11 protein-coding genes are annotated in these 26,746 nt (G+C 27.3%); 4 read left to right on the top strand and 7 right to left on the bottom strand.

What is annotated here, in order from left to right; all coding sequences use genetic code 4:
- Entirely contained in the window at window positions 1-597 is a 597-nt protein-coding gene (locus MBVG596_RS02330; RefSeq protein ID WP_096386720.1) for a ribonuclease HII, read from the top strand.
- A 110-nt stretch (window positions 598-707) separates the two neighbouring features.
- On the opposite strand, the gene MBVG596_RS02325 is transcribed toward MBVG596_RS02330, so the two are convergent.
- Window positions 708-9,398, bottom strand: a complete 8,691-nt coding sequence (locus MBVG596_RS02325; protein ID WP_096386716.1) for a hypothetical protein — start codon at window positions 9,396-9,398, stop codon at window positions 708-710.
- Window positions 9,398-13,918 carry a hypothetical protein gene (locus MBVG596_RS02320; protein WP_096386711.1) on the bottom strand — a complete coding sequence of 1,507 codons (4,521 nt, stop codon included), beginning with the start codon at window positions 13,916-13,918 and terminating at the stop codon, window positions 9,398-9,400. Before MBVG596_RS02320 ends, MBVG596_RS02325 begins: the two co-directional genes overlap by 1 nt.
- Here MBVG596_RS02320 and MBVG596_RS02315 point away from each other — a divergent pair.
- Entirely contained in the window at window positions 13,854-15,116 is a 1,263-nt protein-coding gene (locus MBVG596_RS02315; RefSeq protein ID WP_148664014.1) for a hypothetical protein, read from the top strand. The two genes, MBVG596_RS02320 and MBVG596_RS02315, sit on opposite strands and share 65 nt — an antisense overlap.
- Here MBVG596_RS02315 and MBVG596_RS02310 read toward each other — a convergent pair.
- The gene (locus MBVG596_RS02310) at window positions 15,055-18,060 is read right to left on the bottom strand and encodes a hypothetical protein (protein ID WP_096386704.1); all 3,006 of its coding nucleotides are present in this window, start codon (window positions 18,058-18,060) and stop codon (window positions 15,055-15,057) included. The two genes, MBVG596_RS02315 and MBVG596_RS02310, sit on opposite strands and share 62 nt — an antisense overlap.
- Before the next feature lie 17 nt (window positions 18,061-18,077).
- The gene (locus MBVG596_RS02305) at window positions 18,078-18,293 is read right to left on the bottom strand and encodes a hypothetical protein (RefSeq protein WP_004420942.1); all 216 of its coding nucleotides are present in this window, start codon (window positions 18,291-18,293) and stop codon (window positions 18,078-18,080) included.
- A gap of 391 nt (window positions 18,294-18,684) precedes the next feature.
- On the opposite strand from MBVG596_RS02305, the gene MBVG596_RS02300 reads away from it, so the two are divergent.
- Complete coding sequence (locus tag MBVG596_RS02300) at window positions 18,685-19,509, top strand: HAD-IIB family hydrolase (protein ID WP_096386700.1); 825 nt, start codon at window positions 18,685-18,687, stop codon at window positions 19,507-19,509.
- Window positions 19,510-19,666: 157 nt separating this feature from the next.
- Window positions 19,667-20,596: a glycosyltransferase family A protein gene (locus MBVG596_RS02295; RefSeq protein WP_096386696.1), complete on the top strand. Its 930-nt coding sequence runs from the start codon at window positions 19,667-19,669 to the stop codon at window positions 20,594-20,596.
- Window positions 20,597-20,905: 309 nt separating this feature from the next.
- Here the strand turns inward: MBVG596_RS02295 and MBVG596_RS02290 are convergent, their stop codons facing one another.
- The 3 genes from MBVG596_RS02290 to MBVG596_RS02280 all read right to left on the bottom strand — a co-directional run bounded on the left by MBVG596_RS02290 (window position 20,906) and on the right by MBVG596_RS02280 (window position 26,056).
- A complete protein-coding gene (locus tag MBVG596_RS02290) occupies window positions 20,906-23,833 on the bottom strand; it encodes a lysylphosphatidylglycerol synthase transmembrane domain-containing protein (protein WP_096386692.1) in 2,928 nt (975 codons plus the stop codon).
- A gap of 433 nt (window positions 23,834-24,266) precedes the next feature.
- Window positions 24,267-25,016 (bottom strand): diacylglycerol cholinephosphotransferase Mf1, encoded by a 750-nt coding sequence (gene mf1 / locus MBVG596_RS02285; protein ID WP_096386687.1) that lies wholly within the window; start codon window positions 25,014-25,016, stop codon window positions 24,267-24,269.
- A 320-nt stretch (window positions 25,017-25,336) separates the two neighbouring features.
- Window positions 25,337-26,056 carry an MAGa3780 family membrane protein gene (locus tag MBVG596_RS02280; RefSeq protein WP_096386682.1) on the bottom strand — a complete coding sequence of 240 codons (720 nt, stop codon included), beginning with the start codon at window positions 26,054-26,056 and terminating at the stop codon, window positions 25,337-25,339.
- Between the last annotated feature and the right edge of the window lie 690 nt (window positions 26,057-26,746).

Raw genomic sequence — 26,746 nt, 5'->3', positions numbered from 1 at the left:
ATGTTCAAATTAAATATCGAAGATACACTTACACAATATAACAAGATCTTAGGCATTGATGAAGCAGGTCGCGGTTGCTGCGCTGGACCGCTTGTTGTTGCTGGAGTAGTTTTACCTAAAAACTTTAAAAGTGATTTAATAAATGATTCTAAAAAGCTTACAGAAGCAAAAAGAAAAAAAGCTTATCAAATAATAATTGATAATGCTATTGAATACAAAATTGAATTTGCTAATGCAAAATATGTTGACAAATTTAACCCAAAGCAAGCTACACGCAACTTAATGAATAAAATTGTTGAAAGTATGAACAATATTGACTTAATAATCACTGACTTTGAACCAGTTACTAGCACAAATATCAAACAACTAAATTTAATTAAAGGTGATTCTCAATCATTAAATGTTGCCGCTGCCTCAATATTAGCTAAAGTAGCAAGAGATGAATATATGCTCAAAATCGATAAACTATATCCGCAATATCAATTTGCAAAACATAAAGGTTATTGCACTCAATTGCATCAAGATGCAATTGTCAAATATTGGACTTGTCCTGAACATAGATTAAGTTATAAGAATATTAAATCATTGAATAATTAGTTAGAAATCTTACTTAAACATAGTATTCATAGGTTATACATACAATTGATTGCCTATAGGGTATTAGCGCATAAAAAATCTCAAGCTGCCTTGAGATTTTTTACTATTAATTATTCTTTGATATCTTCAAATTCAAATGCTTCAATACCCGAGGTGTAAAGATACATTAATTCTGCACCATTTTTTGACATTTGATTATTATTATCACCTTGTCAAATATATGCTTCCATATAACGGGCATTTTTGATTATGAATTTCTCATCAACTGCTTTTCCTGTATGACTGTTACTACGAGCTGAATTTGTTGTAACACTGTATTTTAAAGGAGATTCATCCTTGTTACCTTCAGGCGATTTTCAGTCTGAATTATTTTTAATTAACCATTTTGCAAAATCATCTGCTGTTCATACAGTGGCAGTGAATTTATTACCTCCATTTCCTTGTGGAGATTCATATGTGATAACTGCATTAACACTACTGTCGGTTAATTTTTTGTGTTTTGTTACATGGTATGTTTCATATTTTGCAATATGCATTTCAATGTCTTTTTTGCTTTGATCTCAATTAAATTCAAATTTTAAAGTAGTTAATAATGCAGAAGGCATTGTGTATTCTGGTTTAGGAGCACCATTCACTAATTCAATAGTATCACCATTAGTATTATAGTTTAGAGCACCAACCACAAGTTGAGCTGGAGATGCAACCTCTACAACCAATCGATTGTTATTTTCAAATCTTAATCTAATAAATTGTTTACTTGTATCACCTTTAACTTGAGTAGATTGTTGATAAATAAATGATTCAGGAAGAATGAATTTAAGATTAATTTTATTGGTTAACTCATGCTCAGTGATGTTATTATTATTCACTCTATACAATTTATTATTTACTGTATCAAGAATAACTTCTTGAGCGCCGTCAAAACCTGCTGCTTTTTTGATTTTTTCAAACAGTTTTTTAACAGCTTCTTCTTTAGAGCTTACGCTTCAACCTAATCTATCAGTATTAGCAATAACTTGTTTAGAATTCACTCCAAATTGACCTGCATCATAATTTTTGTAAAAAATATCTCTTGATTTTTTTGGTAAACCAATCATTTTGTCAGTAGAAAATGCTATATCTCTATCTATTTCTTTAGTAAATCCTTGATAGTTAGTGAATTTTAATAAGTTATTAGGTTTATATTCATAACGCAATTTAAGCTTAATTGTTTTTTGAGATTCATTTGAGCTACTTAATGAATAAAAACTACTTGTTGAATCTTTCACAATATAAACACGTACATAAACAGGGTTAAATTTATTTGCTAAGTCAATTTGTGTATTACCAAATTGTTCAAATAATGGTAGTAACTTAACATTATTTGTAACATCAATTTTGTCTTCACCATTTGCTGTTTTAGCAATTTCATCAATTTCTTTTTTGAAGTCTTCTAGTGTGTATTTATCATGTGGTTTTGGCGGAACTGTACCCGCAAAATCTTTAAAGAATTTATTGAATTCTTCTTGATTTACATAATCAAAGAAAGTATCAATATTAGTTAATAATTCTGTGGTGTGAGCTTTATCACTATTCATAAAGCGCTCAGCTACAAATCCATTTGGTTTGGATTTTTGCAATCTATCATATAGACTTTTTGCTGAATTATATTTCTCTTGATATTTAGCAGCAATACCATTTTTATCATTGCCATTAGGATTTGCTAAAACATTATTTAGTATTTCGCTAATATCTTTACGTTCTTCAAGTAATGTATTGATGTTGTCTTTTAATTTAATAATAAAGCTATCAAAATCAACAATGTGTTTGTAAACTTTATTGATATTTTCAGAAACTTTTACTGACTTTTTACTTTCGTTTTGTTCTAGTGACTCTAGTATTTTGTTGGTTTCAGTATTTGATGTTTGAAGTGCTTCAAAAATACCTTTAAGTTCTGAGAACTGTAGTTTATCAAATAGGTTATTTGAGTTCGAAGAACCACTTGCTTGTTTTTCAACAACATCTTTAATTGCTTTTAGAGTTGCTGTAACTGTTCCACTGTTTGTGTCTAATACTGATTTAATATCATTTGAAATTGAAGCAATAAATGTATTTCTTGCTTTTGTTGCTTTTGCTTCAAGTGCTTGAGCTGGTGTTAAGTATTTATTTGAATAATTTTCATCGCGAATAACGTCTGCGAATTTTGAAAAATCATCTTCAAAGTAAGTGTGAGATTTTTTGAATTCTTCAATTTCTTTAATTACTGAATTTATAGCCTCGAAATCTTGAATTGATTTTGTTGTTCAAATATTAGCTTTAACAATATTTAAGGCAAAATCATTTAATTCATTTAGTATTTTGTCTAATTTGTCAGATTGTTTTTCATGAACTTTTTTAATAGTTTCAAGGTGTTTATCTCTTGCAGCAACTATTAATTTATCAATGTTTTCAATAATCTCTTTTTTGTGTTCTAAAATTGGTAAAACGTGTTCATTTAGAGCATCAATCGATGCCTTTTTAAAGTCTGAATAATTAGTTTGCGAATCAGTAGGAATCAATCCGTAAAGTTCGTTTGCTTTAATTTTCAAATCATTCATTGCTTGTTTTTTAGCATTAATGATTTGAGTACCATGAGTTTCAAAGTTTTGAATTAATTCTTTGCGTTTTTGAATTGTTGCGTTTGAAGCATTTTGAATTAGCGCTTCAGCTTCAGAAATATCTTTTGCAAGAAGTTCATATGCTTTAGAAATCTCATCAGAAGTAACAATTTTACCATCTGCTGGCGAAGAAGTTAGTCTCACAGTTTTTGCCTTATTCAATTCATTTTGTAATGTTTGCGCCAAGTTTAATAAATAAGGAATTGAATTTTCGCTTTCACCTTTTAATCATTTATCGGCAATTGTGTTGAATTGTTGTGCAGTAGTTTGGTCATTGATTTCAACGCTATTAAGCTCATTAGCAAAACTTTCCATTTTAGCATTTAATGCTTCTTTTTCTTTTAACTGAATAGTAGCATTATTATCAATTTGTTGTTTTAATTCAGTTCATTGTTTTAGAACATCTAAACGAGCTTTGTGCAAGTCTAATTTTGCAATTTCTTTATCAATATCTGATTTTCTAGTTTCTAATTCACTTGATTTTGGAGTTGGTTTGCTTAATTGATTATTAGCTTGTGCAATTTCAGCAACAAACTCATTTTTCTTAGTTGTAATATTTTCATTAAGTGGTGTAAGTTGGTTAGCATATTCTTTTGCTTGTTTGATTTTTTCTGCTAATTCAATTTCTTTTGGTAAAAGAGAAATTAATGAATCTACTTCTGAGCCCACTTCATTGATTTTAGCAATCTCGGTAGCTTGTTCAACGTTTCTTTGTAGATTTCTAATTCTACTATTTACTATATTTAATAATGTAGGGTTTTGTTCAAGCGATTTATATTCAGGGGTTTTATTGATTCCATCAATTTTGTTTAGGGTTTCAACTCTTTTGTTTCTAATTTGTGCAATACCTTTAAATTTAGCTTCTAAATCAGATACTTTTTGCAATATTGCTTGCGCATCTGAAGCATCATTTGTTGTAGGAACAAATGTTCACATTGCATTTGTTAATAATTCTTCGTCTTTTTCAGTTAATGCTAATAAGGTTGAATTTAAATTACGCTCAGATTTTCATTTAGTAACTTCATTAGATACTTCTTTTAGTTTTTCAACTAATTTTTTAGCTGCATCAATACGTTTTTTGGCATTATCAAGTGATTGTTCAGTATTTGTAGCATTATCGACACCGAAAATGGCTGACGAAGCTATTGAATCTAGTCATTTGTCAACTTTATCTTTGTTCGCTTCACCAGAAACGCCACTTACAGAGTGATAATTAATATCAGCATTAATTTGTTTTGCTTCAACTAAAGTTTGTTTAATATCTTTAGCTTTTTGAACATTTTCTTTCGCTTTTTCAATGCGAGCAATTTGTTGTTTAATTTCTTCTTTTGTTTTTGAAGCGATTGCATCAACATTTTCGCCGTCATCAGCTTTTATGTAAAGCTCACGAGCTTTAACAACTAAACCTTCCAATTCTTTATCAATAAATGAACGAATTAGTGGGTCTTGGTCAGATTTATTGTTATTAATAATTTTTAGTGCAGAACCAACTTCAAGCGCTAAAGCATTAATATATGGTTTAATTTTGTTAATTGCCTCAAGTTTTTCACCAATTTTAGTAGCTTCTTCAATTGTCGCTGCTGTTTTGTTTTTCTCTTTTACAGCATCAAGATTATCTTTAATAACTTTTGTTAATTGAGGGTCAATTGAGTCGCCAAGAGCAACTTTTTTGCCTAAGGTTTCTTCAAGTGCTTTGTCAGCGTCGACACGAGCTTTGTTTTGACCATCCATTAATTCAGGCTGAGCTCTAAAGTTGTCAAAACCATCAAAAAGTTCGTTTGCTAAAATTTTATTTTCAGTTCTTTTAGCTTCTTTAGCTTCAACTTTTCTAAATTCTTCTAGTAGAGTTTTTCTCTTATTATCAATATCAGCCTTATTAAATGGTTTAATTGGCATGTATTGTTGTTCAAATAATTTAGTTGCTTCTTGAACTGCTTTTTGCGCTTCTACATCATTTGGAGTATTTTGATGTGCATCTTTTAGTTTTTTAATGAAATCTGCAATATCCTTTTGAAGATCATTGTAGTTTTTCATTGATTGAGTAAGTTCAATGAATTCTCTTGTTTCTTTTGAATCGAAAGGAGTTTTTAAACGTTCTTCTATTTGCGATTTAAATTCGTTTGCTAAATCTTTGATTGGTTTATAGTTAGAATTTGTTGATTCTTGAGATGTGATTTCGTTCTCAACATATTTTTTATATTTAGCGGCAGCATTTGAAGCTAAATCTTTATGGTATGCATCTTTTAAAGCTTGTTGTTTTGCTTTTAGAGATTCAATAGTTGAGTTTGCAGCATCTTTAAGTTCATTTTGATATTCTTGTTTAGCTTTTTCAAAGTTATCAAACTTGTCTTCTGCGTTTTGTTGTTTAGCGGTTGCTACTTTAGTTTCTAAGTCAGCTAGAATTTCATCGGTTTGATTTTTAACTTCATTATATTCATTGATTAATTTTTGTTTTTTCTCTTTTAATTTTTCAATGGTTTGTTTAAGTTCTTCTTGCGCTGCTTGAATTTGTTCAGCAGAATAAGTGCCAGGAGCAGCTTTAACTATTGACTCATTTTTCTGAATTGCTGCATCAAGTTCATTTTTAACTGATTCAAGAGCTTTGTTTGTTGTTTCATTATCTGAAAGAACCTTTTTCAATTCATTTTCAATGATTTTCGACAATTCGTGTTTTTCTTTTGCTTCCGCAACAGCTTTGTTGACTTTAGCAATTTTACTTGCAATTAACTCAGTTGTATCAATTGGGTCAACTGTAAGATTTGGCATATTTTCGGCAATAACTTTATCAAGTGCAGCAACATTTTCGCCACTTACTTTTTTGTCTAATGAACTATCTTTTTCGATTTGTTCTTTTTCATTGATTGCTTTTGTTAAAGCATCAATTAATTCATTTTCTTTTAGAACTAAGTTTTTTGCTTCAACTAAATCATTTAATGATTCAGAATCAAGTTTTTTGTTTACAAATTCTTGAATATTTTCAATAGCTTTATTGAATTTAGCTTTTGTTCCATCAGCTGCGTCATCATTGATGGAGAATTTTTTAGGAGTTAATCTATCCGAAATTGCTTCAAGTTTATCTTTATTGAATGAAATTTCAAGATGTTGGTCTCTTTGTTCTAATTCTTTTAATTTGTTATGTAATTCAGCAGCAGTTGGCAGTTCTTCTGAAATTGCAATATCGTTAACAAGCGCAGTCAATGAATCAAGTGTTTTAGTTGTTTCGCTAATTGAATCTGGAACTCTTTTTCTAATATCAGGGTCTTTTGATAACTCAGCAGATTTATCTTTAAAGCTTGCAATTTTTTGGTCAACTTCAATAACTTTTTCAATCAATGAGTCAAGCCCTGCGGCTTGGTCAGTTAAAATTAGCTTTCTATCTTTAGTTAATTTAGGGTTTTGCGCTTCTTTTTTAAGTTTATCTAAACGGCTTCGTAATTGAATTTCACCATTTGTTTTATTTTCGCCAGAATTTTTGAATAATTCATCAAGTTTTTGCTCAATGTTTTTAATTTTAAGGTTTAGCGAACCTTCTTTTCTTTTCTCAGCAACAGTTTTTAAAATATCATTTGCATTTTGAGTAAGTTGAGCTATTTTTTCAGGGTCAGCATTGCCAGCTAATTCATCTTTAATTGCTTGTTTTATTTTTTCAAATTCTGCAGTTTCTAGTTCAAAGTTTTTTAAATTGCCATATTCATTTGCAACATCTTTCAATAATTTATCTAAATTATTAATTGAAGAATCGGCACTAGCAATAGCTTGAGTGATTTTTTGGTTACCTTTAACAAGTTCATTTGCTTTGTTGAAAATATTTAAGCTTTCGTCACTATTTAATGATTGTGAGTTGGCTATTTTTTCTTTATCAGCGTCAGAAATAGAACTAGGATTTAGTGCTAAATTCAATAAATTATTGATATTTTGAGCATTATTTGTCAATTCATTTTGACTTTGAGTAATTTTATTTAAATGTGAACGTGCATTTTCACTGTATTTTGGTGGTTGCTCATTAGTTGGATTGAATGCAGTTTCTGCATATTGTTTTGATTTAGCAAGAGATAAAATTGATTCATTGTGTTTTTGAGCAGCACTTAATACATTAACTACAAATTTATATTTCTTAATTTGTTCAATTAACTCTTTTGAAGTAATTGGGTTGAATTTTATTGAAGTTATTGAGTTAGTTTCTTTGTTTAAATCATTAACGATTTTACTTAGTGCTTCAATATTTATATATTTATTTTGTAGTTCATCACGAACATTTTGCGGCAATGATAAAAACTCAATATTGTGGGCAATATTTAATTTTTCTAATTCTGAATTTGTAGTTTTTTCTAAGTGTTCTAGAACTTGTTTTTCAATTACACGTAGTTTTTCATTGAATAAATGTTTGTTTTCGACAATGTTTTTGATTTCGAATTTATCTTTGCTACTAAATATTGAAACTTCATTTAATAAATCAGTCGCAAGTTGTTGAGCATTTTTGCTTAAATAACGCTCTAAAATTTGCTTGTTGTAATCATTTAATTCTAGAATTTCGTGTTCTAGTTCATTAATTGTATCTTTAAGTTCAATTCTTGCACCAATAATTGATTCAAGAGCATTTTGTTTGCCTTTTAATTTTTCAACAAGTTGACTTACGTCTTTTGAATCATTAAATATTTCGTGAATTTGGTCTTCAAATTGTTTTTCTTCAGGTAATGAAATTAATTTTGTAACTTTGTGAGCTTTTTGTGCTTCATTTATTAAGTTTTGTGCGTTTTTATCCGCTGTTTTAAGTGTGTTAATTTCATTTCTAAATTTAATTATGTTAGCAATTAGTGTTGATTTATTTAATTTATCAGGTTCATTTGCATTAACTATTGCATTAAAATCTTTATTATTTTTAATTTTGTTGAATATATTTTGAGCAAAATTAAACTCTTTTTGTGAATCAACAAATGATTTGAATTCATTAATAATATCAGCATTAGTTTTAGTTCTATCTTGCAACATTTTCTTAAATGTTTTAAGGTTAGCTAAAACATTATCAAAATCTTCAACTGTTTGTGAAACATCTAATTTATAAGCACTAATTGTTAAATAGTATTCAGATAATTTGTTGTAAACTTGAATTTCATGTTTTGCAAGGATTCTGTCAAATTCTTGGTTTGCAACAATTTGGTTATCCAATGTAAATTTAATTAGATTGTCAAATACATTTCGATTGTAACTAACTGGTTGCTCTAAGTCAATTGATTTTTTAAATTCTTTTAAATCATTAACATAAATTGAATCTGCACTGATGTTATTCAATAATTCATTAGCAATTGTGTTAACAACGTTTTGAACATCAGCATTAACAATTTCATTCATTTCATGCGAAACTGCTTTAAATTTAGCAAGTATTTGTGAGTTATCTACTGATTTAGCATCATTAATAACTCCTTCAATGAATTCTTTTGTTCTTGCAATATCATTAATTCTAAATGAAGGCTCAAAAAGCATTAATTCAATTTGATGAGCATTAGAATCAAAACTATTTCTTAATGCTTTTGTTGGCATTAATTCTCATGCTTGCTTGATATTGTCATCTAGAGAATTATTTGCTTGCATTAAGTATTTTTCAACAAGTTTATATTGAGCAGCGATTTTTTGTTCAAAAAATTCTTTATATGACTTAATAAATTCTTGTTGTTTTTGTTTTGGAATATCTAAGAAGTTGCCAAGTGCTAATTTAAGGTCAGAAATTTTATTATGGCTAAATTGAGAAGCAAGGTCTTTTTCTTGTAAACGTTTTGCCTGAGGTTCTAATAGTTCTTTTAATTTCTTAACTTCACTTATGCTTAACCCATCGTTAGCAATTAAAGCATTAGCTCAATTAAAGATAACGTCTTTTTGTATGTTACCAATTTGATTAAGTGTTTTTCATTTTTCTAAATAAGAAGTAGAAGGAGCAAACAAAATATGCTCTAAACTTTGTAGTTGTTTTCTTATAACATTATTTTCAGGTGAATCCGGCAATAATGAGTTAGAGTATTTTTTAAATGAATCATTAAAATCTTGATATCTATTAATAACTTGATTTTTGCTTCTTTTTTGGAATGACGAAACAACTGCTAACGTAGCAGCTGTACTAGCAATACTTGTAAGAGCCAAAAATCCAGCTATTGTACCCGGGGTTTTAGTCATTATTCTACCTCCTTATTTTCTTCTCTTATTCTAATAAACATTCCAAACTTATCAACTTGGTTTCAGAAATTGGTATCTGGATGTCCTTTGCCATCACTATTTTCACTGCGTCTAACTTTTCACTCTTTTTCTTTATCTCTCTCATTCAAATAATCTTTATTTGTATAATAAATAGCCATTTGTTGAGCATATATATGAGCTTTTATATGGTTTAATTGTTTCCCTGTAAGCTGTGTTACTTTTGAGACTTCAGCATCAGCTGCTTTTTTAACTTTATCAACTATTTTGTTTATTTTAACAAGTGACCAAACAGGGTCTTTCATTTTAATTTTGTATTTATATGAACTAGCATTTCAAGGAATATCTAATATTTCCTCATAATTTAAGTGCAAAATAGTAAATTGATTTTCGTCTTCTGAAACTAATGGAATATAAATAAAGTAAGGAATTCACATTTTAATAATATTACCGTTAACAACCATGTCTGTGTCTGCTTGAGCCCAATACATAAATTGCTTTCCACCAAATGTTGCCACCTTGTATTTTTTACCGTTGAAAGTTAATACACCGTCTTTTAATTTAAATTTGTATTTCATTATTGGCGCACTAGTAGATAGATCCATTTTTGATAATTCATCATTGTTATTTGTTATTTGTTGAAGTAATTGTTTATTGTCTCAACTAAATAAATCATCTGGTTGTTTAATTTTACTATTTAAGGCATTTTTTCACTCATCATCGGCGCTAAAAGTAATGTCTTCTCTAAAGAATTCTAATTTTTTCTCTTTTTTATAATCTGCGGCAGCGGCAAAAGTACTTAAAAACCCTGAAGCAAATGTTTTATTATTTCAACCTGCTTTATAAGCATCAAATATTTCAGTACTTTCCAAAATATTAAAAGTATTATTTCCAACTTTTTCTCGTTTCAAGTTTACATTAACGTGATCTTTAGTAGCAATGAAGGTAGTTTGCGTATTAAAAGTAACTCATACATCTTTAAATTCCAATTCATATGATTTAACATCTTTATAGTTTGGATCATTACTTGCTTGGTTATATTGAATTTTGAAATTCAATTTAGTTTTCTTAATCGAAGTATCAGCTTGCACAAATTCAGGTGCGAATTTATCTGATGTAGAATTTCTTGTTAAAGAAACACTAACATTATTTAGATTAAATGGCATATTTGTATTTTTCAAAAATGTAAATCTCTTGAATAAGTCCATTATTTCAGGTTTGTTTGTTATATCAAGTTCTAAAGCACCATTATTCGAAGTATCATTCACCAATTGAGCAAAATCTTCATAAAGTTTATTGTGCAATGGCACAATATCTTTCATATTTTGATTATCGTTTGCAAATAGATAATCAAATACTAATTGTTTGTTTTCTTGTTTATTAAATCAATCTAATAATGACACAGCCGGTTTATACACACCATTTAGAACCTCAAGTTTTGTTTCAATATCACTTGCAACATTATTTAAAACATTATCAGCAGCAACTTTGCTTGATTGATTTAGTGAATCATATAATGGTTTATATGCACTAATGAAAGTAGAAAAAGCTTTATTTTGTGTTGCATCATCAGATCTAAATTGATCTGATGCAACTATATTAAGGAAGTTAGTAATAGTTCTATTTTTGATAAATGTAGTATAAATACCTTTTAGACTATCTTCATCATTTTGAGAATTATTATCACCTTTAATTAATGTATTAATACTTTGTAAGCCTTTTAGTAATTTATCAATTGTTGAGTGATATGTAGTGAACTCAGATTTTGCACTTTGATCAACACTTGTTTCATTATCTTTGTAATTTTGATTGTTAAAGTTAACTGCAGATGCACCACTATTACCATTTGCAACAGAAGATAATTCAGTTGTTTTTGTGTTTACATCATTAATTCTTGTTAGTAGAGTTGAAGAATTAATGTCATTAACACCCTTATTTATTTTGTATATTTTCTCAATTAATTTATAAAGACTATTTTCACCAGCATCTTTTTTAACTTGATCATTAAATTTACTAATACTATCTTTAATTAGTTTAAATGCAGTTGATGATTTTTCTTTTAGTTCTTTGTATTTATCTTCAATATTTCTAAAGTGTAGATTCATATTTCTTGCATCTTGAATATATGATTCTTCTTTAAATGAACTTGAATTTAGATATTGATTAACTTTTTCAATTTCTGCTTTATAAGTATTAATTTCAGTAGAAATACCTATGTAACTTAATAAACTTGTACTGTCGTTTTCGGTAATTTTTTGTAATGAATTTACACTGAAATCTTGCGCTGTAAGTAATTTAACATATTTATCAAATCAACTATTCATAGCAGTTAGACGGTTTTTATTAAAGTTATAGATAGCTTGTTTTTGCTCTTTAATTTTCTCTTTAGCAGTGTTAATTAATCCAGTTACTGATTTAATTGTTGCAAGGTCAGCAAATTGTTCATTATCTTTTTGTCTTACTTCTAGATTATCAAAAGTATCAATTTTTGGACTATTAGATTCGTAATTATTTTTAATATATTCATCAATATCTTTAAGTTCTCTAATAATTGCATTGGTTTCACGTTTTTTCTCAGCTTTAAGTTTGCTAATTACACCATATGAATTATTTTCAATACCTTCAATTAAAGTGGATCTTTTTGAACGTAAATCTGCATCACCTGACATATCTTCTGTATTTAATAATTTTTCTGCTTCTTTTATTTTTTCATCTAATTCATCATAAAGTTTTTTCATTAAAGCAGATTCTTTATTGTAGTATTCCGCTTCTTTTGATTTAGCATCAAATTCTTTTGCTTTTTTAATAGTCTCTTGAAGTTTTTGTGATGATTCAAATACTTGATTGAATGCTAATACACCATCATCTAGATATATAGACTCAATGTCTTTAATTTTTTGCTCTGCAGAACTATCTAATTGTTCAATGGCAGTGGCAAAACGCGCCAATATAGCAGCTGGGATTTTTTTAGCTTCTTGCTCTAAATTTGAAGAATCGAGTTTAGATTTTGCTTCAGCGTGTTTAATTAATAATTCTAATTTAGCAATATGAATTTTTGCATCTTCCAAGCGTTTTTGTAAGCTAAACTCATTTAAATCAGCAAAGTAAACATTTTTCGATGACTCTTGCTCATTTATTTTTTCTATATCAGCAACAATTTGGTCTGTTTTTGTAATTGCAGTAGTTAGTTCATTAGTTTTTTGAGCAACTTTTTCACCCTCTGCTTTTTTATCTTTTAAGTCTTTAACAATTTGTGCTAAAGATATGAATTTTTCAGTTAAAGAGTGTGCTAAGTCTATGTTTGCACTATGGTTATCAATTTCAGAAAGTTTTTCGAAATCGTGTACATTTTGGATTTTGGTCAAAATGTCTTTATAGAAAATTAATTGATCTTTTTTAAGTTCTTCGAAGATTGATTCATTATTTTTGGTTTTGATCATTTCTAATTCTTTTTCAAAATTAGATTTTGCTTTGTCAAAAACATTTTTGCGAGAGTTATATAAAACATCTGCTTTTGATTTTTTGTCAAGCGCAGTATCTTGTAGTTTTTTAAGTTCGGCAGTTAATGTAACAGGATCAAATGTTGAAGGAACTGTTGGAACAGTTGATAAAACACATTCGCCAATATTTTTTTGATCTCAATCATAGCCATATTTTTCATTTTGGAATTTAAACTCAGCTAAATCATATTTTTCAAGAATTGACTTATGAGTTTCAAGCAATGTTTTTGTTGCAGAAATAACAGAACTTAGTAACTGAATTCTGCTTATATCTTTTTTAACATTTTCATCATTTGCAAATTCTTTTAATTTAGCAATAAAATCTTCGAATTGTTTATGTTTTTCACTTGATTTATCTTGTGCATCAAGACCAGGTTTGTAAGTAATTGCTTTTAATGTATCTTCTAAAGCACCAAACTGATCATTAACTTTATTAGCTTCATTAATTAAAGCGGTTAAGTTTTTAATTTTCTCTTTAATTGATTCATATTGGTCGAATTTAGTGTAATTTTTACGTGCATTTTCAACTTCTTTAGCAAGTTCAGCCTTTAATGATTTTAAAACTTCACTAATTGAACCAGACGCTTCAGGTTTTGCAAGATCATCTGCATTTTTAACGATTTTTGCAAAATCAGTAATATTTTCAAGTTGATTTTTAATTGCATCAGCTTGTTCTTCAATTTTTGATGCTTCTGTTTTTGCTGGTTTTGGATTAGCATTATCGGGTTGAATTTTCTCAAGATTAGAATTATACTCATCTAATAATTTTAGTATTTCTTCTTTTGCTTTTTTGTCAATACCAGGTTTTGATAGTTGAGATTCCGTTTCAGATTTTACTGATTTAATTTTTGCTTTAGCAGACTCAGATAATTCACTAAATTCTTGTGCATCGTTGAATTTTTCAGTAATTTCGTGGGTTTTATTGATTATTTCTATATTGCTTGGGTGTGTAGCTGAAATATTTTCAGTTTTAGGCGCTGAATCTTTAAGAATATCAACCAAGTTTTTCTTAACAGTTTCTGTTACATTGTCAGATTTAGCTTTGTTAATTATTTTCTCTTGTTTTTCAAGAAGATTTTCAAGTGAACCTAGTTTTTCATATTGTTTGATAATGTCTGAAGTTTGTGTTGGGTTATCTTTTGAATCAACATCTGTTTTAAGAACACTTAATAATTCAGATAGTTTGTCGAATGGAGTTTTTCCATCATCACCTTGAATAGACAGGCTTGCATCATTAGCTTGCTTTTTAAGCTCATCAATTTTCTTTTGAACTTCTTGTTGTTTGTGAGCAAATTTATCTTTATTAAATGCTAAATCTAGTTTATTTCTTAGCTCTTTAATTTCATTTGGAGTTGTTGTATCAAGTTTGATAATTCTGTCAGATTCTGCTTTTAATTTTTGAACTTCAGAACCCTCCGCATCATTACCTTCTTTATATCCAACAAAATTACCATCTTTTTCAACAGCAATTAATTCTTTAGATTTATCCTCAAAATCTTTTTTAGCAGCTTCAAATTCTTTATTAATTAAATCTTTAGCAAGTTTATATCTACTAATAGCACTTTCGATTTTAGCTTTTGCTGTATTAATTTGTGCTAATGTAGAAGCTGAATTAGAAATAACTTTTGATTCTGAATCAATAACTTCTTGAATTTTTGTATCAACTTCTTCAAAAATCTTTCTTTGAGCAGTGTTATTATCTTTTTTATATTGATTAACTTTTACTTCTTGAAGTTCATTTAAACTATCTTTAGCACTCTTAGATGATTCAATTTTTGCAATTGCTTCATCTAATTTTCTTAGTTTTTCATTAACTTTACCCGCATCATCGGCAGCACTTAATCTATTTGCTTCAATAATATCTTGTAGGTTTTTTGCTAATTCAGGGTATTTTTGTGCGTCAATGCCTTTTAATGCTTTAGCGGCTTCATTAACTTTTTTAGCTAAATCTTGTAATTTGTCAAAATTAGTTGATTGTGTTTCAACTCTAGTTTTAGCTTCACTTAATTTGTGTTGTAATTGTTTATTTATCTCTGCAATTTGTTTTTCAAGTTCATGAATCTCTTCTTCATTTTTTGGTAATTGAGATTTATCAGTTATATTGATTCTTTGTTTTCATAATTCTTGAATTTTTTGGTCTAGAGTATCTTTTTGTTTTTTAGTTCTTTTGCTTGTTGTTCAAGGGTTTCTGCTTCTTTAATTGCATCAGTTTTTGCTTTTTGAAGCACTTCAAAATCAGATTTAACTAAATCATAAGGGTGTTTAGTTAAAACATCTTTAAATTCATTTGCATCAAGATCACTTTGAGCCATTATTAAGCTTTCTTTTTCAAGTTGAGCTTTAATAACGTTTGTGGCCATTTGTTTTCTTAATGATTCGATTTCGCTATTGATATTGTCAATATATGACTTGTTATGAATTTCTGGTTTAAATAATTCTGCAAGAGTTTTTTCGAATTTGCTTATTTCTTGGGTAATTTTTGCATTTTCATTTTCAAGTTTATCAGTAATTTTTGCAAACTCAACTTTACTTTTTTCATTAAGTTCTTGAACTTCTTCTTTTAACTCGGCAGTAGCTTTTTTAGCTTGATCAAATTCTTGTTTTGCAGCTTCTAAATCAGTTTCAAAGTCACTTAAAGATGGAATTGCTCTACGTAAAACATCCATTTTGTTTTGAGTAATTCTGTTTTTATTTGCTTTTTCAACTTCATTAGTAATTTTTTTGTTTGCATCTGCTTCGTCTTTAAGATCACTCAGGCCAACAAGCAATGTTCTTTCAACCGGAGTAAATTGTTGGTTTGCTTTACGTTGTCCAGCAAAAGTATCTTTAATTTGCGATTCAATTTTGTTAGCAATACTTGCACCATCAACTGATTCAACATTTTCAACAAGTTGGTCTAGTGCATCTTTCAAGTTCTTTTGTAAAGTATGCAAATCAATTGATTTATCAGTCGGATTATTAAGCGCTTTTTCAATTAGTTCTTTGTATTCATTAATTTTTTTAATGTCATCTGCAAAGTAAATTTTGGCATTATCATTGTCTTTATAGCCATCAAGAATTTTGATTGCTGAGTGTTTAGTTTTAGCAGATTGCACTAAAATATCAAGATCTTTTTCAAGTTGTTCTTGAGTTTGTCTGATTTTATTTAGTTTTTCAATTTTTTCTTCGTGTGAAAGTTTTTTATCACTGTAAATAAGTTGAGATTCAGCCTCGAGCTCTTTTACTTTTTCTAAAATAACTTGTTTTTCAGCAGAAATTTCACTATCAGTAAATTTTTCATTGATAAGTTTGTTTAAATCTTGATTTTTTGAATTAATTGTGTTAACAATATTAGCTAATCTAGCATTAGCTAATAATTTAATTGCGTTAGTTACATCACTATTATTTGGTTTAATTTGTGCATTAAGCTCTTGTCTAGTTGCTGTTGAAAATTCGCTAGTGTAAGCGACTAACACTGGTTTTAAGTCAGCTCAAATTTTAATTAATTGAGCAGAAGGTTTAATTGATTCTTTAGCGAATTCTTCTTCTAGTGAGCTTGTGATGTGTTTTAGTTCTGATTTATTGATTAAACGTTCTTCATTAATAAGTCTTTCGAATTCAGAAACAAATTCTTCTAATGGGACATTGTTTTGTTTTAAATTATTGATTTTTTCGATACTTTGTTGTATTTTTTGAATTTGTTCTTGAGTTAGAGAAGTGTTTTGAGCATTAGTGTGTGAAAACTCGAATTGAGTTTTAAGGTTATCTAATTTTTCAAAAATAAATTGTTTAATTAGGTTTTGTGATTCAACTTCTGACATTATTGCATTAGATTTTTCAAAATAAACTAGTGCATTTGAGTATGGTTGTTTGTTTAATTCGGTAGCAAAATGAACCTTAGTATCTTGGTCTAAGGTTGTTTCGTTAATTCTTTTAACATTTTCTTTAAGTAATGTTTGGGCAACGCTAATTAGTGAGGTTTGTCTAATGAAATTTGAATATAATTCATGAATTTTTGTCGATTCAATGTTTGATGAAATTGCTGATTTTGTTGAATTAATGATGTTTTGTAGTTCAATTCTAAATTGAGGGTCAAGAGAATTTATTGATTTTTCTTTTTCGCTGATTAGATTTTGTAAATCTTGTTTAACTTCTTGTTGATTTTTAAAATATTGAGCAGTTTTATCAAAGAATGTTGATATGTAATCTGTGATGATTTTTTTTGCTGAAACACTTTCTGAACTTGGGCTAATAACTTTAAAACTTAAGTTACCTTTAATGGTTTGAACAAAGTTTTTTAATCCACTTAACTCAGCAACAAGTTGTTCTCTAACATGGTTTTCAATTTGTAATTCACCAATTTTCAATATTGCTTGGTCAATTTGTCCATAAATTTCTTTAACTTCTGCTGTGTTGTTTTGTGACTCAATGTTGTATAGCTCATTTGAAGCTTTTTCAAAGAAAATTTGATATTCATTTATTGCATCACGTGATGAATAACGAGATAATCTAGTTTCAATAAAGTCAACAACTTTGTTTAAAGCGCTTGCTTTTGCCACAATATTCAAGTCATCAATTTTGTTTAAGATTATGAATCTAAAAATATTAATGTCGCGCTCAACATTATTTGTAATTTCTCTTTGTTTATTGTTTAGTTCAACAACTTTAGCAACAAATGTGTTTTTATCAATTGTTTTGTTTTTGAAATTTTGAACACTATCATTAAAATCAGCTAATAAATCGTGGGCAAAAATATTCTCTTTTGATTTAGCAATTGCATCATTGAATAATGCTTCGTTTTGTTCATTAGTTTCTTTTAGTAAAACAGTTGCTAAAAGTAAATTTAGTTTATGTTTTGCATCCAACATACTTTCAACAACAGATTTAGCATCTCTTGAGTTTGAATTTAATTTAATACTACCAACTTGTTTTGCATACTTAATTGCATTTTCAATTTCTAATCTATTGTCAGATTTAATATTTGAGTGCGTGTTTAAAAAATCAGTAGCTTTATCAGTTGAATCTTTAAGTTTATTAAATACACCTAATTTTTCCTTTGTACTTAACTCAGATTTTGAATGCAGAAATGGTAATGTAATAGCAAGTGCGGCCGCCGGAATACCCGTAATTAGCAGCGCAGCTGTTAATTTAGATTTTTTTGACATATATTTCTCCTATACAATTATTTTTTTCAAAAATTAAATAACCCGTGTTCTCTTTGGGAAGCTGTTCATAACAAACCATCTTCAGTAGAACCGTTATATCTAATAAAGTCAGCTAGATAGGCAATTGACACTGCTAAAATAGCTAAAAATAAAATAACAAATAATATTGCAAAGAATGTTGATGTCTTTGACATATTGTCAAATTTATTTTCTTTATTACTTACTTTTTTCATATTTAGTCCCTTATTTAATTATTAATATACATTTAATAATTATTAATATTATAATAATTTCAAAAAAACACGATACAATATTTTTTTGACTTTTACATTAGCAAAATCAATTTAAAAAGTAAATTTTCTTCAAAATTATCATCAATAAACACAAGCATTTTTAATTTTTTAAAAGCGAAATTATTTCAATAAAAAACATTTAAAATTACTCATTTTAAGAGAATTTTGTTTAAGAAAAATCTTTAAGTATGGAATTTTAATTTGCGTATTTTATTGAAAAAAACACAAAATTTTCATTACAAAAATCAGTAATTTTTTAAATTTTAAAATGGAATTTTCCATAAATATTGCTATTAAATAATGAAAATATTTAGTATATAATACTAACGCAATGAACAAATTAACATATTTTATTGACCTTGATGGGACACTATTTGATACCAATGGAGTTAACAAAGTTTCTCCAAAAAATCAGTATGCAATTTTGATCATGAAAAACTTTGCAAATGTTGTTTTATCAACCGGAAGAAGTTATCAAGATTTAAGAGTAAAACAAGTCATGAATCAATTAGCAATAAATGATGTAATTTGTTCTTCAGGTGCTGAATTATACATTGATAATAAATTAGTTTTTTCAACGAAAATTGAACTAGAAACAGTCTTAAAAATCATAGAATTTGCCAATAAAAATAAAATAAGTTTTATGGTCTATGATGAAAACGGTGATCACTTGTTTTTAAACAATAATTTTGTTTGATGATTAGCTAACAAATTTTTACGTAAATGAATAAAAACAATTGATATTAGTCAAAATTTTGATATCAACAATTTTGCAAATATCAATAAATTTTCTTTTGGTTTTTTATCTATTTTTAAAACAAAGAAAATATTGAAAAAATTACAAGCATTTCTTGGGGATAAAATTAATGCATACATTTCAACCCGCGGCCATGTAATTGAAATAACAGATAAAAAAGCTAATAAAGCTTTAGCTACTGAACAATATTTATCAATAAAACAAATTGAATTGCAAAATACAATTCACATTGGTGATTCAATGACCGATGCTTGCTTAAAAGGTTATGTTGGAAAATTGGTTGCTATGGGCAACTCTCCTGCTGGATTTAAAAGGATTGCTGATGAAGTCGCACCAAAAAACAAAAGAGCTGGCATTCACAAATATTTAATCAAAAAGCAAATTAAAAAACGTAATTAGCATAATTGCTAATTTTTTTGTTTAATTCGCATATATTTGCAAATACAAAAAGTACATTTAATGGTCGTCATCAGGTATTTATTTGTTAAATTTGATTATTTATATAAAATTAATAAATAAATTTAAGTAATAAACTAAGTGTTTATCAGGAGAAAAAATGAACGAGTCAAAACTGTGTACAATTTTAATCCCAACATATAACATGGAAAAATATATTGATAGAACATTGAATTCTGTGTTCAAGAATAAAGAATGATTTAAATATGCCAATATTCTAGTTATCGATGACGGATCTACTGATAATACAGTTGAATTGGTAAAAAAATATCTAAAAGAATACCCAAATAATATTGAATTATTTCAAAAACCAAATGGCAATTGAGGGTCAGTTATAAACTATGCAAAAAATAATAAATTGATTAAAACTAAATATATGTCAATTTTAGATGCTGACGATTTAATAGCACCAAAATTCATTAAATACTTAAATTATTATGCAGATAAAGAAGATTTTGATATCGGATTTTACAAAACTCAAGTAATTTGAAGACGCAATTTTTCAGTAGTTATTCACCCAAAAATGTTTTTAAAAAATTTAAATGATGATTTTTATCCCGTTTTAATTCCTTGTTCAACAGTATTTAAAACAGAAGTCTTTTATCAAATTGATGACCTAGTTGAAAAAGTTTCATATCAAGATTACGCAATGTTTTATAAAATTATTACTAAATCTAAAAAACACTTATTAATCCCTAAATTAGGCGCGACCTATTGATATTCACGCCCAAATAACACAATGACTAGCTCATGAGATGATAAACGTTTTAATGGTGAAAAAGTTTTACTTAATGAATTAAAAAAACTTGACAAAGAATATCTTTTTGCCGCCAGAGTAATCCTTCCAGGTTATGTTGCGGGGATTTCTTCAATTAATGGATGTATTAATGTTAATAAAGAGCATTATAATATGATAATGAATCAATCTTCAAAGTTCTTTAAATGATTGCTAAAATTAAATATAAAAAGAGCACAAGCACACAATTCAATTAATATCACAGACGGCGACACTGAATTAGTTCTTTTATAAATTTGCGTAAATATGAATAATTTTTTCAATAAAAAAACGTGTTTGCTTAATTGGGGCCACGTTTTTTTATTGAAAAAAGAAAAGACATTTTAATTAAATATGCTCTTACCAAAAATTGTAATTAAAAAATAACACAAAAATAACGAAAAGCACAATGAATAAGGCTTATTCGTTATTTTTATTATTTGAAACCGGGAAACTTGAAAATGAATTATTTTGCAGACAATGTGGCAAAATAAACAAAATTCCACGCCTTAAGCATGGAATTTAATATTATCTAAATGATTCTCAATTTTCAATTTATTTGAACTAATGTGCAAAAATGAAAGCAACTGTTAAAATAAATAAAACTATATAGAAAAGAGAAAGAGAAATTTTGTAGTAATTTGTTGATAATTTTACATTCTTGGTTGTGATATTGCTTGATAATAATCTATGATTTTTAGCTTTTTTTCTATAAAAATCAACTCTTCGCTCACCAATATAAACTATCATTAGTAAGATTGCAGAAATGGTAGATGCCATTAAAACTGAACCCAATGTAGTCATAGCAGTTATCAATGATGCATTTGATTCGATATTTTGAGCATCATAGATTGTGTCTTGCAATGAACCGTGAACTATTGATTTATATAAAACATCGCTAGTTCCAGTTCCACCGGGAGTAAGTGATACTGAGTTCGCTACTCTAGTAATCGCTGCTTGTACTGTCATATTTATGTAATAGCCATATTTAATATCTGGTTTTACCATGTCTAATGATTTAGCAAGTAAGGCATTTGGCAACACAAATATTGGAACCATTTTAATTATTACTAATTCAATGAAATTTCACGGATTTTTAAATATTTTTTTCATACACTGTCGAATGTTAAAAAACTCATATTTAAATTTGGCTTTAACTGCAAATGAATCATAAATGTTTATAAACGGAAATCATTCAATAAGTGCCATCACTAATTTAATTATGAAATTTTGTACTTTAATACTAATAGTCATAATTAAAGAAATAATTGCTAAACCTGTATCAAATATTAAGCCTAAAGCCAGCATAAGAATAAAAAATTTTACTGCTGGATTATCTGATTTAAAGAAATTCTCAAAAGCAACAATACCCATAGGTACAAATATAATTGTAGAAATAATATTAGTCAATTGCCATATGCAAGTATTAATAATAATAGAAGACATCATTATAGGTCTAGCAACGTCTCTTCTACGAAGAAATCAATATGTTGCTAAATCGCCCCCAATTGATTTAGGAGTCAATGTTTGAACAATTAAACCAATTACTGTCCCAGTATATACGTCATTTCATTTAACGTAGCCACCTTGTAATTTTATTAATTTTTTAAATACCCATGCATGAATAATTGACGTTGCTAGAAAACTTAAACACATAAATGCAAAAGCACTTCTGACTAAATACCCTTGACTCTCGGGTCGCGTGCTGCCTGCTATATCAAAACGAGTGTAAAGTTTTTTAATAATAGCCGAAACAACTGCAATTGGTCCGCTATCGCTTCCATCATCAATGTTATAAACTGTATAAAATAAGAAGCAAATTATGGCCGCGAAAACAGCAAAATACAACCCAAATTTAATAACAGATTTTTTTGAAATTTTACTTTCTTGATTATCTTCTTTTAAATCAATAAGCCCATTCAAAATCTCATGATTACGCACAACCATTGTTAATTCTTGGTCATTTTCTGATTTGTTTTCAAGTGTTTCGCAATATATTTTTAATAAATTAGTACTTTGCTCATACTTGATATATGTTGATTCCTTGTTTTGAAATGATAATTGATAAAGGTTTTCTAAATCGTTTGAATTTGTCAATTCTTGGAATCTGACAATTTTGTATTTATCGCCAATTTTCTTTGATTGCTTCAATCTTTCAATAAATCTAGCTGCGCTTTCGGCATTTAAATCATAAGATTTTGTAGTTAGTTGATGGCGACCATATGTTTTATAAATTTCTTCAAGAATTTCAAATAAATTTTTATTCTTTTGTGTGCTATAAAAATTAATCATTCTTAAAATCTCAAATAAAAATTGGTATGCATCAAAATCATTTGTGATTGAATTATGCGATAAAAATTCATAGTTTGAAGTGAATGCAAAAAGAAGTTTTTTATTTGTTTTTTCAATCGTTTTATAAATTAGTGATTTATCAATGAAATCTATTGTTTGAATCCCATTTATTTCAGCAATTTTTTTAGTTAAAGTTCCAACATGGTTATTTTTAGCAATAACAAACTTGCTTAATTCTTCTTTTGTTATATTTTGATCTTCATTCAATAAAAAATGTAAATAAATCGCGGCTAATTCATCGGGTTTAAAAAATTTAAACAACGACTTGTGTTTTATACATAAATTAATTGCGCTGGAATCATCATTAATAACAAAATTCGCTTTTACAGCATTAAATAAGCCTTTTCAGTAAATTGGTTTTAAATATTTTTTATTTTCTAAATTAAAATATTTAGCGTCTTTTTTTCTAGTTTTATAAAAAACATTTAATTTTAATTTTTCTAATCCTTGCTTAAAGAAACTAGAGGTAGAATAATTTGAAAAATCAAGTCCAAATTTCAATGATTTTTTGCCTAAATATTCATAATTTTTGTATAGATTAGCAATTTCATTTAGATAATCTTTGTAAGATTCCACATATTCAATTTTAGATATTGCTTCTTGATAATTTTGTTTTTCAAAATTTGGATGTGGTATTTCATTTATTATTTGTTGTATTTTTTGGTTTTCAAGTAAGAAGCCAGCTGAATCATAGAATATAATGTGTATTTTATTGTTTTGTGTTTTAAACAATATTGTATTTTCGCAGTTATTTTTGATTGCTGAATATTTTTGAATTTGTAATGGAGTATATTGTGAATTTTCTATTGAGATAACCTTATAGTTGTTTTGGGTTAAAACATTTGCGAAAGTATTAAAACAATTTTGTGAATTAATTTTTGCATCTGATGCTAAAAATATTTTATTATTGCCATTTTTACTAATACTATTGATTTTACAAAACGATTGGGCTAAATTATAAGAAAATTGTTCTAACGAATATGTGCTTTCATTAGCGTAAAAAACAATTTCACTTTTTGCAAGATCTAAATGATATTTCTCAAATTGATTTGTCACTAAAGAGCTAGTAATCTCACCCATTTTTGTATCATTTTGGTCATTATTTGGATCAAGCTTATTGAATAATGAACTTTTAGACATCTTTTACACTCCACAATAAATAATATATAAAATTATATCAAAGAATTATTCTATATATTCCTATGTAAGGTGAGACTCAATTTAACATAATATGTTATAAAATTTATTTAAATTTTGCTTCATATTCAAAATATTAAGCATAATAATAAACCAAGACAAAGAAAGCAACACCTCGGTGTTAACTTTTTTGTCCTGGTTTAAAAAATCGCATATTTTTTATTTCTAACAAGCCTTTTGAAACCTTAAAGTTAGTGGGGTTGATCTTAACCCTAATCTAGCAGCTAGAATAATTACATTCTTCATATAAATCCTTTTAGTTAGTTTATTGAAAAATTTCAATAAAAAAACAAGTGAAAAAACAATAATTTGTACTAAATCACATATAAATTGGTAAGCACAGGTATTTATATGTTGTTACAACAAAATATTCAATTTATTTTTTCTTTTTAAACATAAACATTTGTAAATCATACAGACCAAAATGCTCGCAATTTTTATATTTAATAGGTGTTTTTCAATTTTCACCATATGTTTGAACAAGAATTTCTTCTCAATTGCTTGGAATTTTAACATTTAAGTCATGGAATTTGGCTTCCATACACGAATCATAATCAAGGCGCGAATAAGTGTTTTTATATGTTTCTTTATTAAAAAGTGTGTATAAAACTAACGCTTTATCGCCGTTTTCAACATATAAATCATCATATGCATTATTAATTTTAAGTTTTTTAAACATTCATGTTCATATACATAAAAATTTAAGTAAATTCATTCCTCATAAACGCTTAAAAATTTTACGATGGGTAAAAGTATGTAAAAATCTAATTTTGTTTTTAAGACTTAAAAACTTTTTAACTTTTTTCAAAGTTGTTGGTATCGAAAGAAAAAGATCTATAAAAACAGCATCTTCATTGTCTGGGCTATCATTTGTAAACTTTGGAATCAACAATGGACTATTACCATTTTCAGGTGTATATACTTTAGATGGATAATGTTCAATAAGAAAATCTAAAGTTTCTTTCGGTATAACTAAGTCTATATCGTCATCTCAAGGAATAAAACCATTGTGTCTTTTAATCCCAATCAATGATCCATACATCATCATATATTTTAAGTTGTGTTTCTCAGCAATATTGATAAATTCTTTTAATAATTCATATACTCGTGCTTGTTTTTCGTTCATAATAAACCTCAATAAAAATACTAAAATAATAACATATTAAGGTAAAATGCCAAATTATAGCATTATTAATGTATTCTGAGCGCTTTCTTGCGTTATAAACAAAATATTTGAACTATGCAAATATGATTTACTAGAAGCAACAATTAAGCATAAATGCCTTGAACTTTTTCAATACTTTTTCAATAATTTGCAGCATTTAACTAATTAATTTAAAATTATATTGAATTTATAAATTTTACTAATGTACACAAAAATATATTGAAAACAAAAAAATAACCAATGTTATGCAAAGGGTATTTTTGTTAATTGTTTTTCTTAATTTAAATGTTTTTAATTCTGTAAACCGCTTTTCAGAAATAAACCAGGCCAATAGGTAATGCAAAAGCAATAATAATAATTGTTGCATTTAATAACAATACAATTAAAGGGTTGCCAGCTTTATAAAATAAAGGATATGCAAAATCAAGAAATGAATAAATAACAACTCCACGATATTCAACAAAGCGCGAATATGTCGATAAATAAACAATAAAAGCAAAAATTAAATAACTAATTACGATAATTATTGCCGTTTTAATTGTTTTACTTGAAATTGAAACCTCTTTTCTGATCAATCCAAGAATAATAAAGCCAATAATTGGGTGAATTGCATGCGTTAATATTGATTTAATTGCTTCATAGTAAGGTTTTTCTCATGTAGATTGTTTGTAAGAAATTAATGCTCAGTAAACAATAAATGTTACAGTGATTAATGCTACCGATAAAAAGAATAATCTTTTGACAGTCATTGATTGCCTTTTTACCCCAAGAACTATTAGCATTATTCCAAGAAAAATATTTGATAAATATGTAAAATAAAATACGGTGGTAAATTGCTTGAAAATCGCCTGTAATTGAGGTACATTATTATATATTGAGTCATTTTCTTTGTAAAAGTAAGTGCCATTTAGAATAATAAATAAGAATGTTATTAATAAAACAATAATTCCCATTGTAATTGGAACGCTATTATGTAATTTATATTTTGATTTATTTTTCATAGGGAAGATTATAGACAATTTTGAAGTTTTTACTTTTAATAATTTGTTGAATCTATTGAAAATCCAATTCAATAAGCAAAACACGATACATTTTTATAGCTTGCACTACGTTTAGGGGCAAAAATTTAATATTGTGTATGCATATAAAACTAAAAATATAAATTAATATTATTTTAGATCTTTAAAAGAATTTTATCTATTCAAACATATTTAGTTATTTGTATTAGTGTTAAATACTTGAATGTGAGACAAAAAATCGAACTAAAGTTTGAAAATTAATTTTAAAATTGTAATTAAGATTCACAATGAAATTTACCAATATGCATATAAATAAATCGTTTTGGTAATTTTTATATATACAAACTGGGAAAAATAAACGATTTTTCTATTACTTTTTTATTCTACTTTCCCACTTAAGTATAAAAATATGCCCCGTTGTAGAAAATAAATTTGTTTTATTGAAATACAAATTTTAACTTTTTAGCTATGCACATTAAACCAAAGCTTATTTTAAATTTCAAGATTATTTATAATTGTTATATTTGAAAATGTAATTAATACGTAATGGGAAATTAACTAAAATTACTATAAATAAGCATTATTAGTGATTTTTACTGTTTAAAAGTGGGAAACTTTATATATAAATATTTTATTTAATTTTATCCCGCCTTTCCCACTTAAGTATAAAAA

This window comes from Mycoplasmopsis bovigenitalium (genome assembly GCF_002356075.1).
Classification (GTDB): domain Bacteria; phylum Bacillota_I; class Bacilli_A; order Mycoplasmatales; family Metamycoplasmataceae; genus Mycoplasmopsis; species Mycoplasmopsis bovigenitalium_A.
The sequence above is the reverse complement of the archived record's forward strand: the minus strand, read 5'-3'. Positions and strand labels throughout refer to the sequence as shown.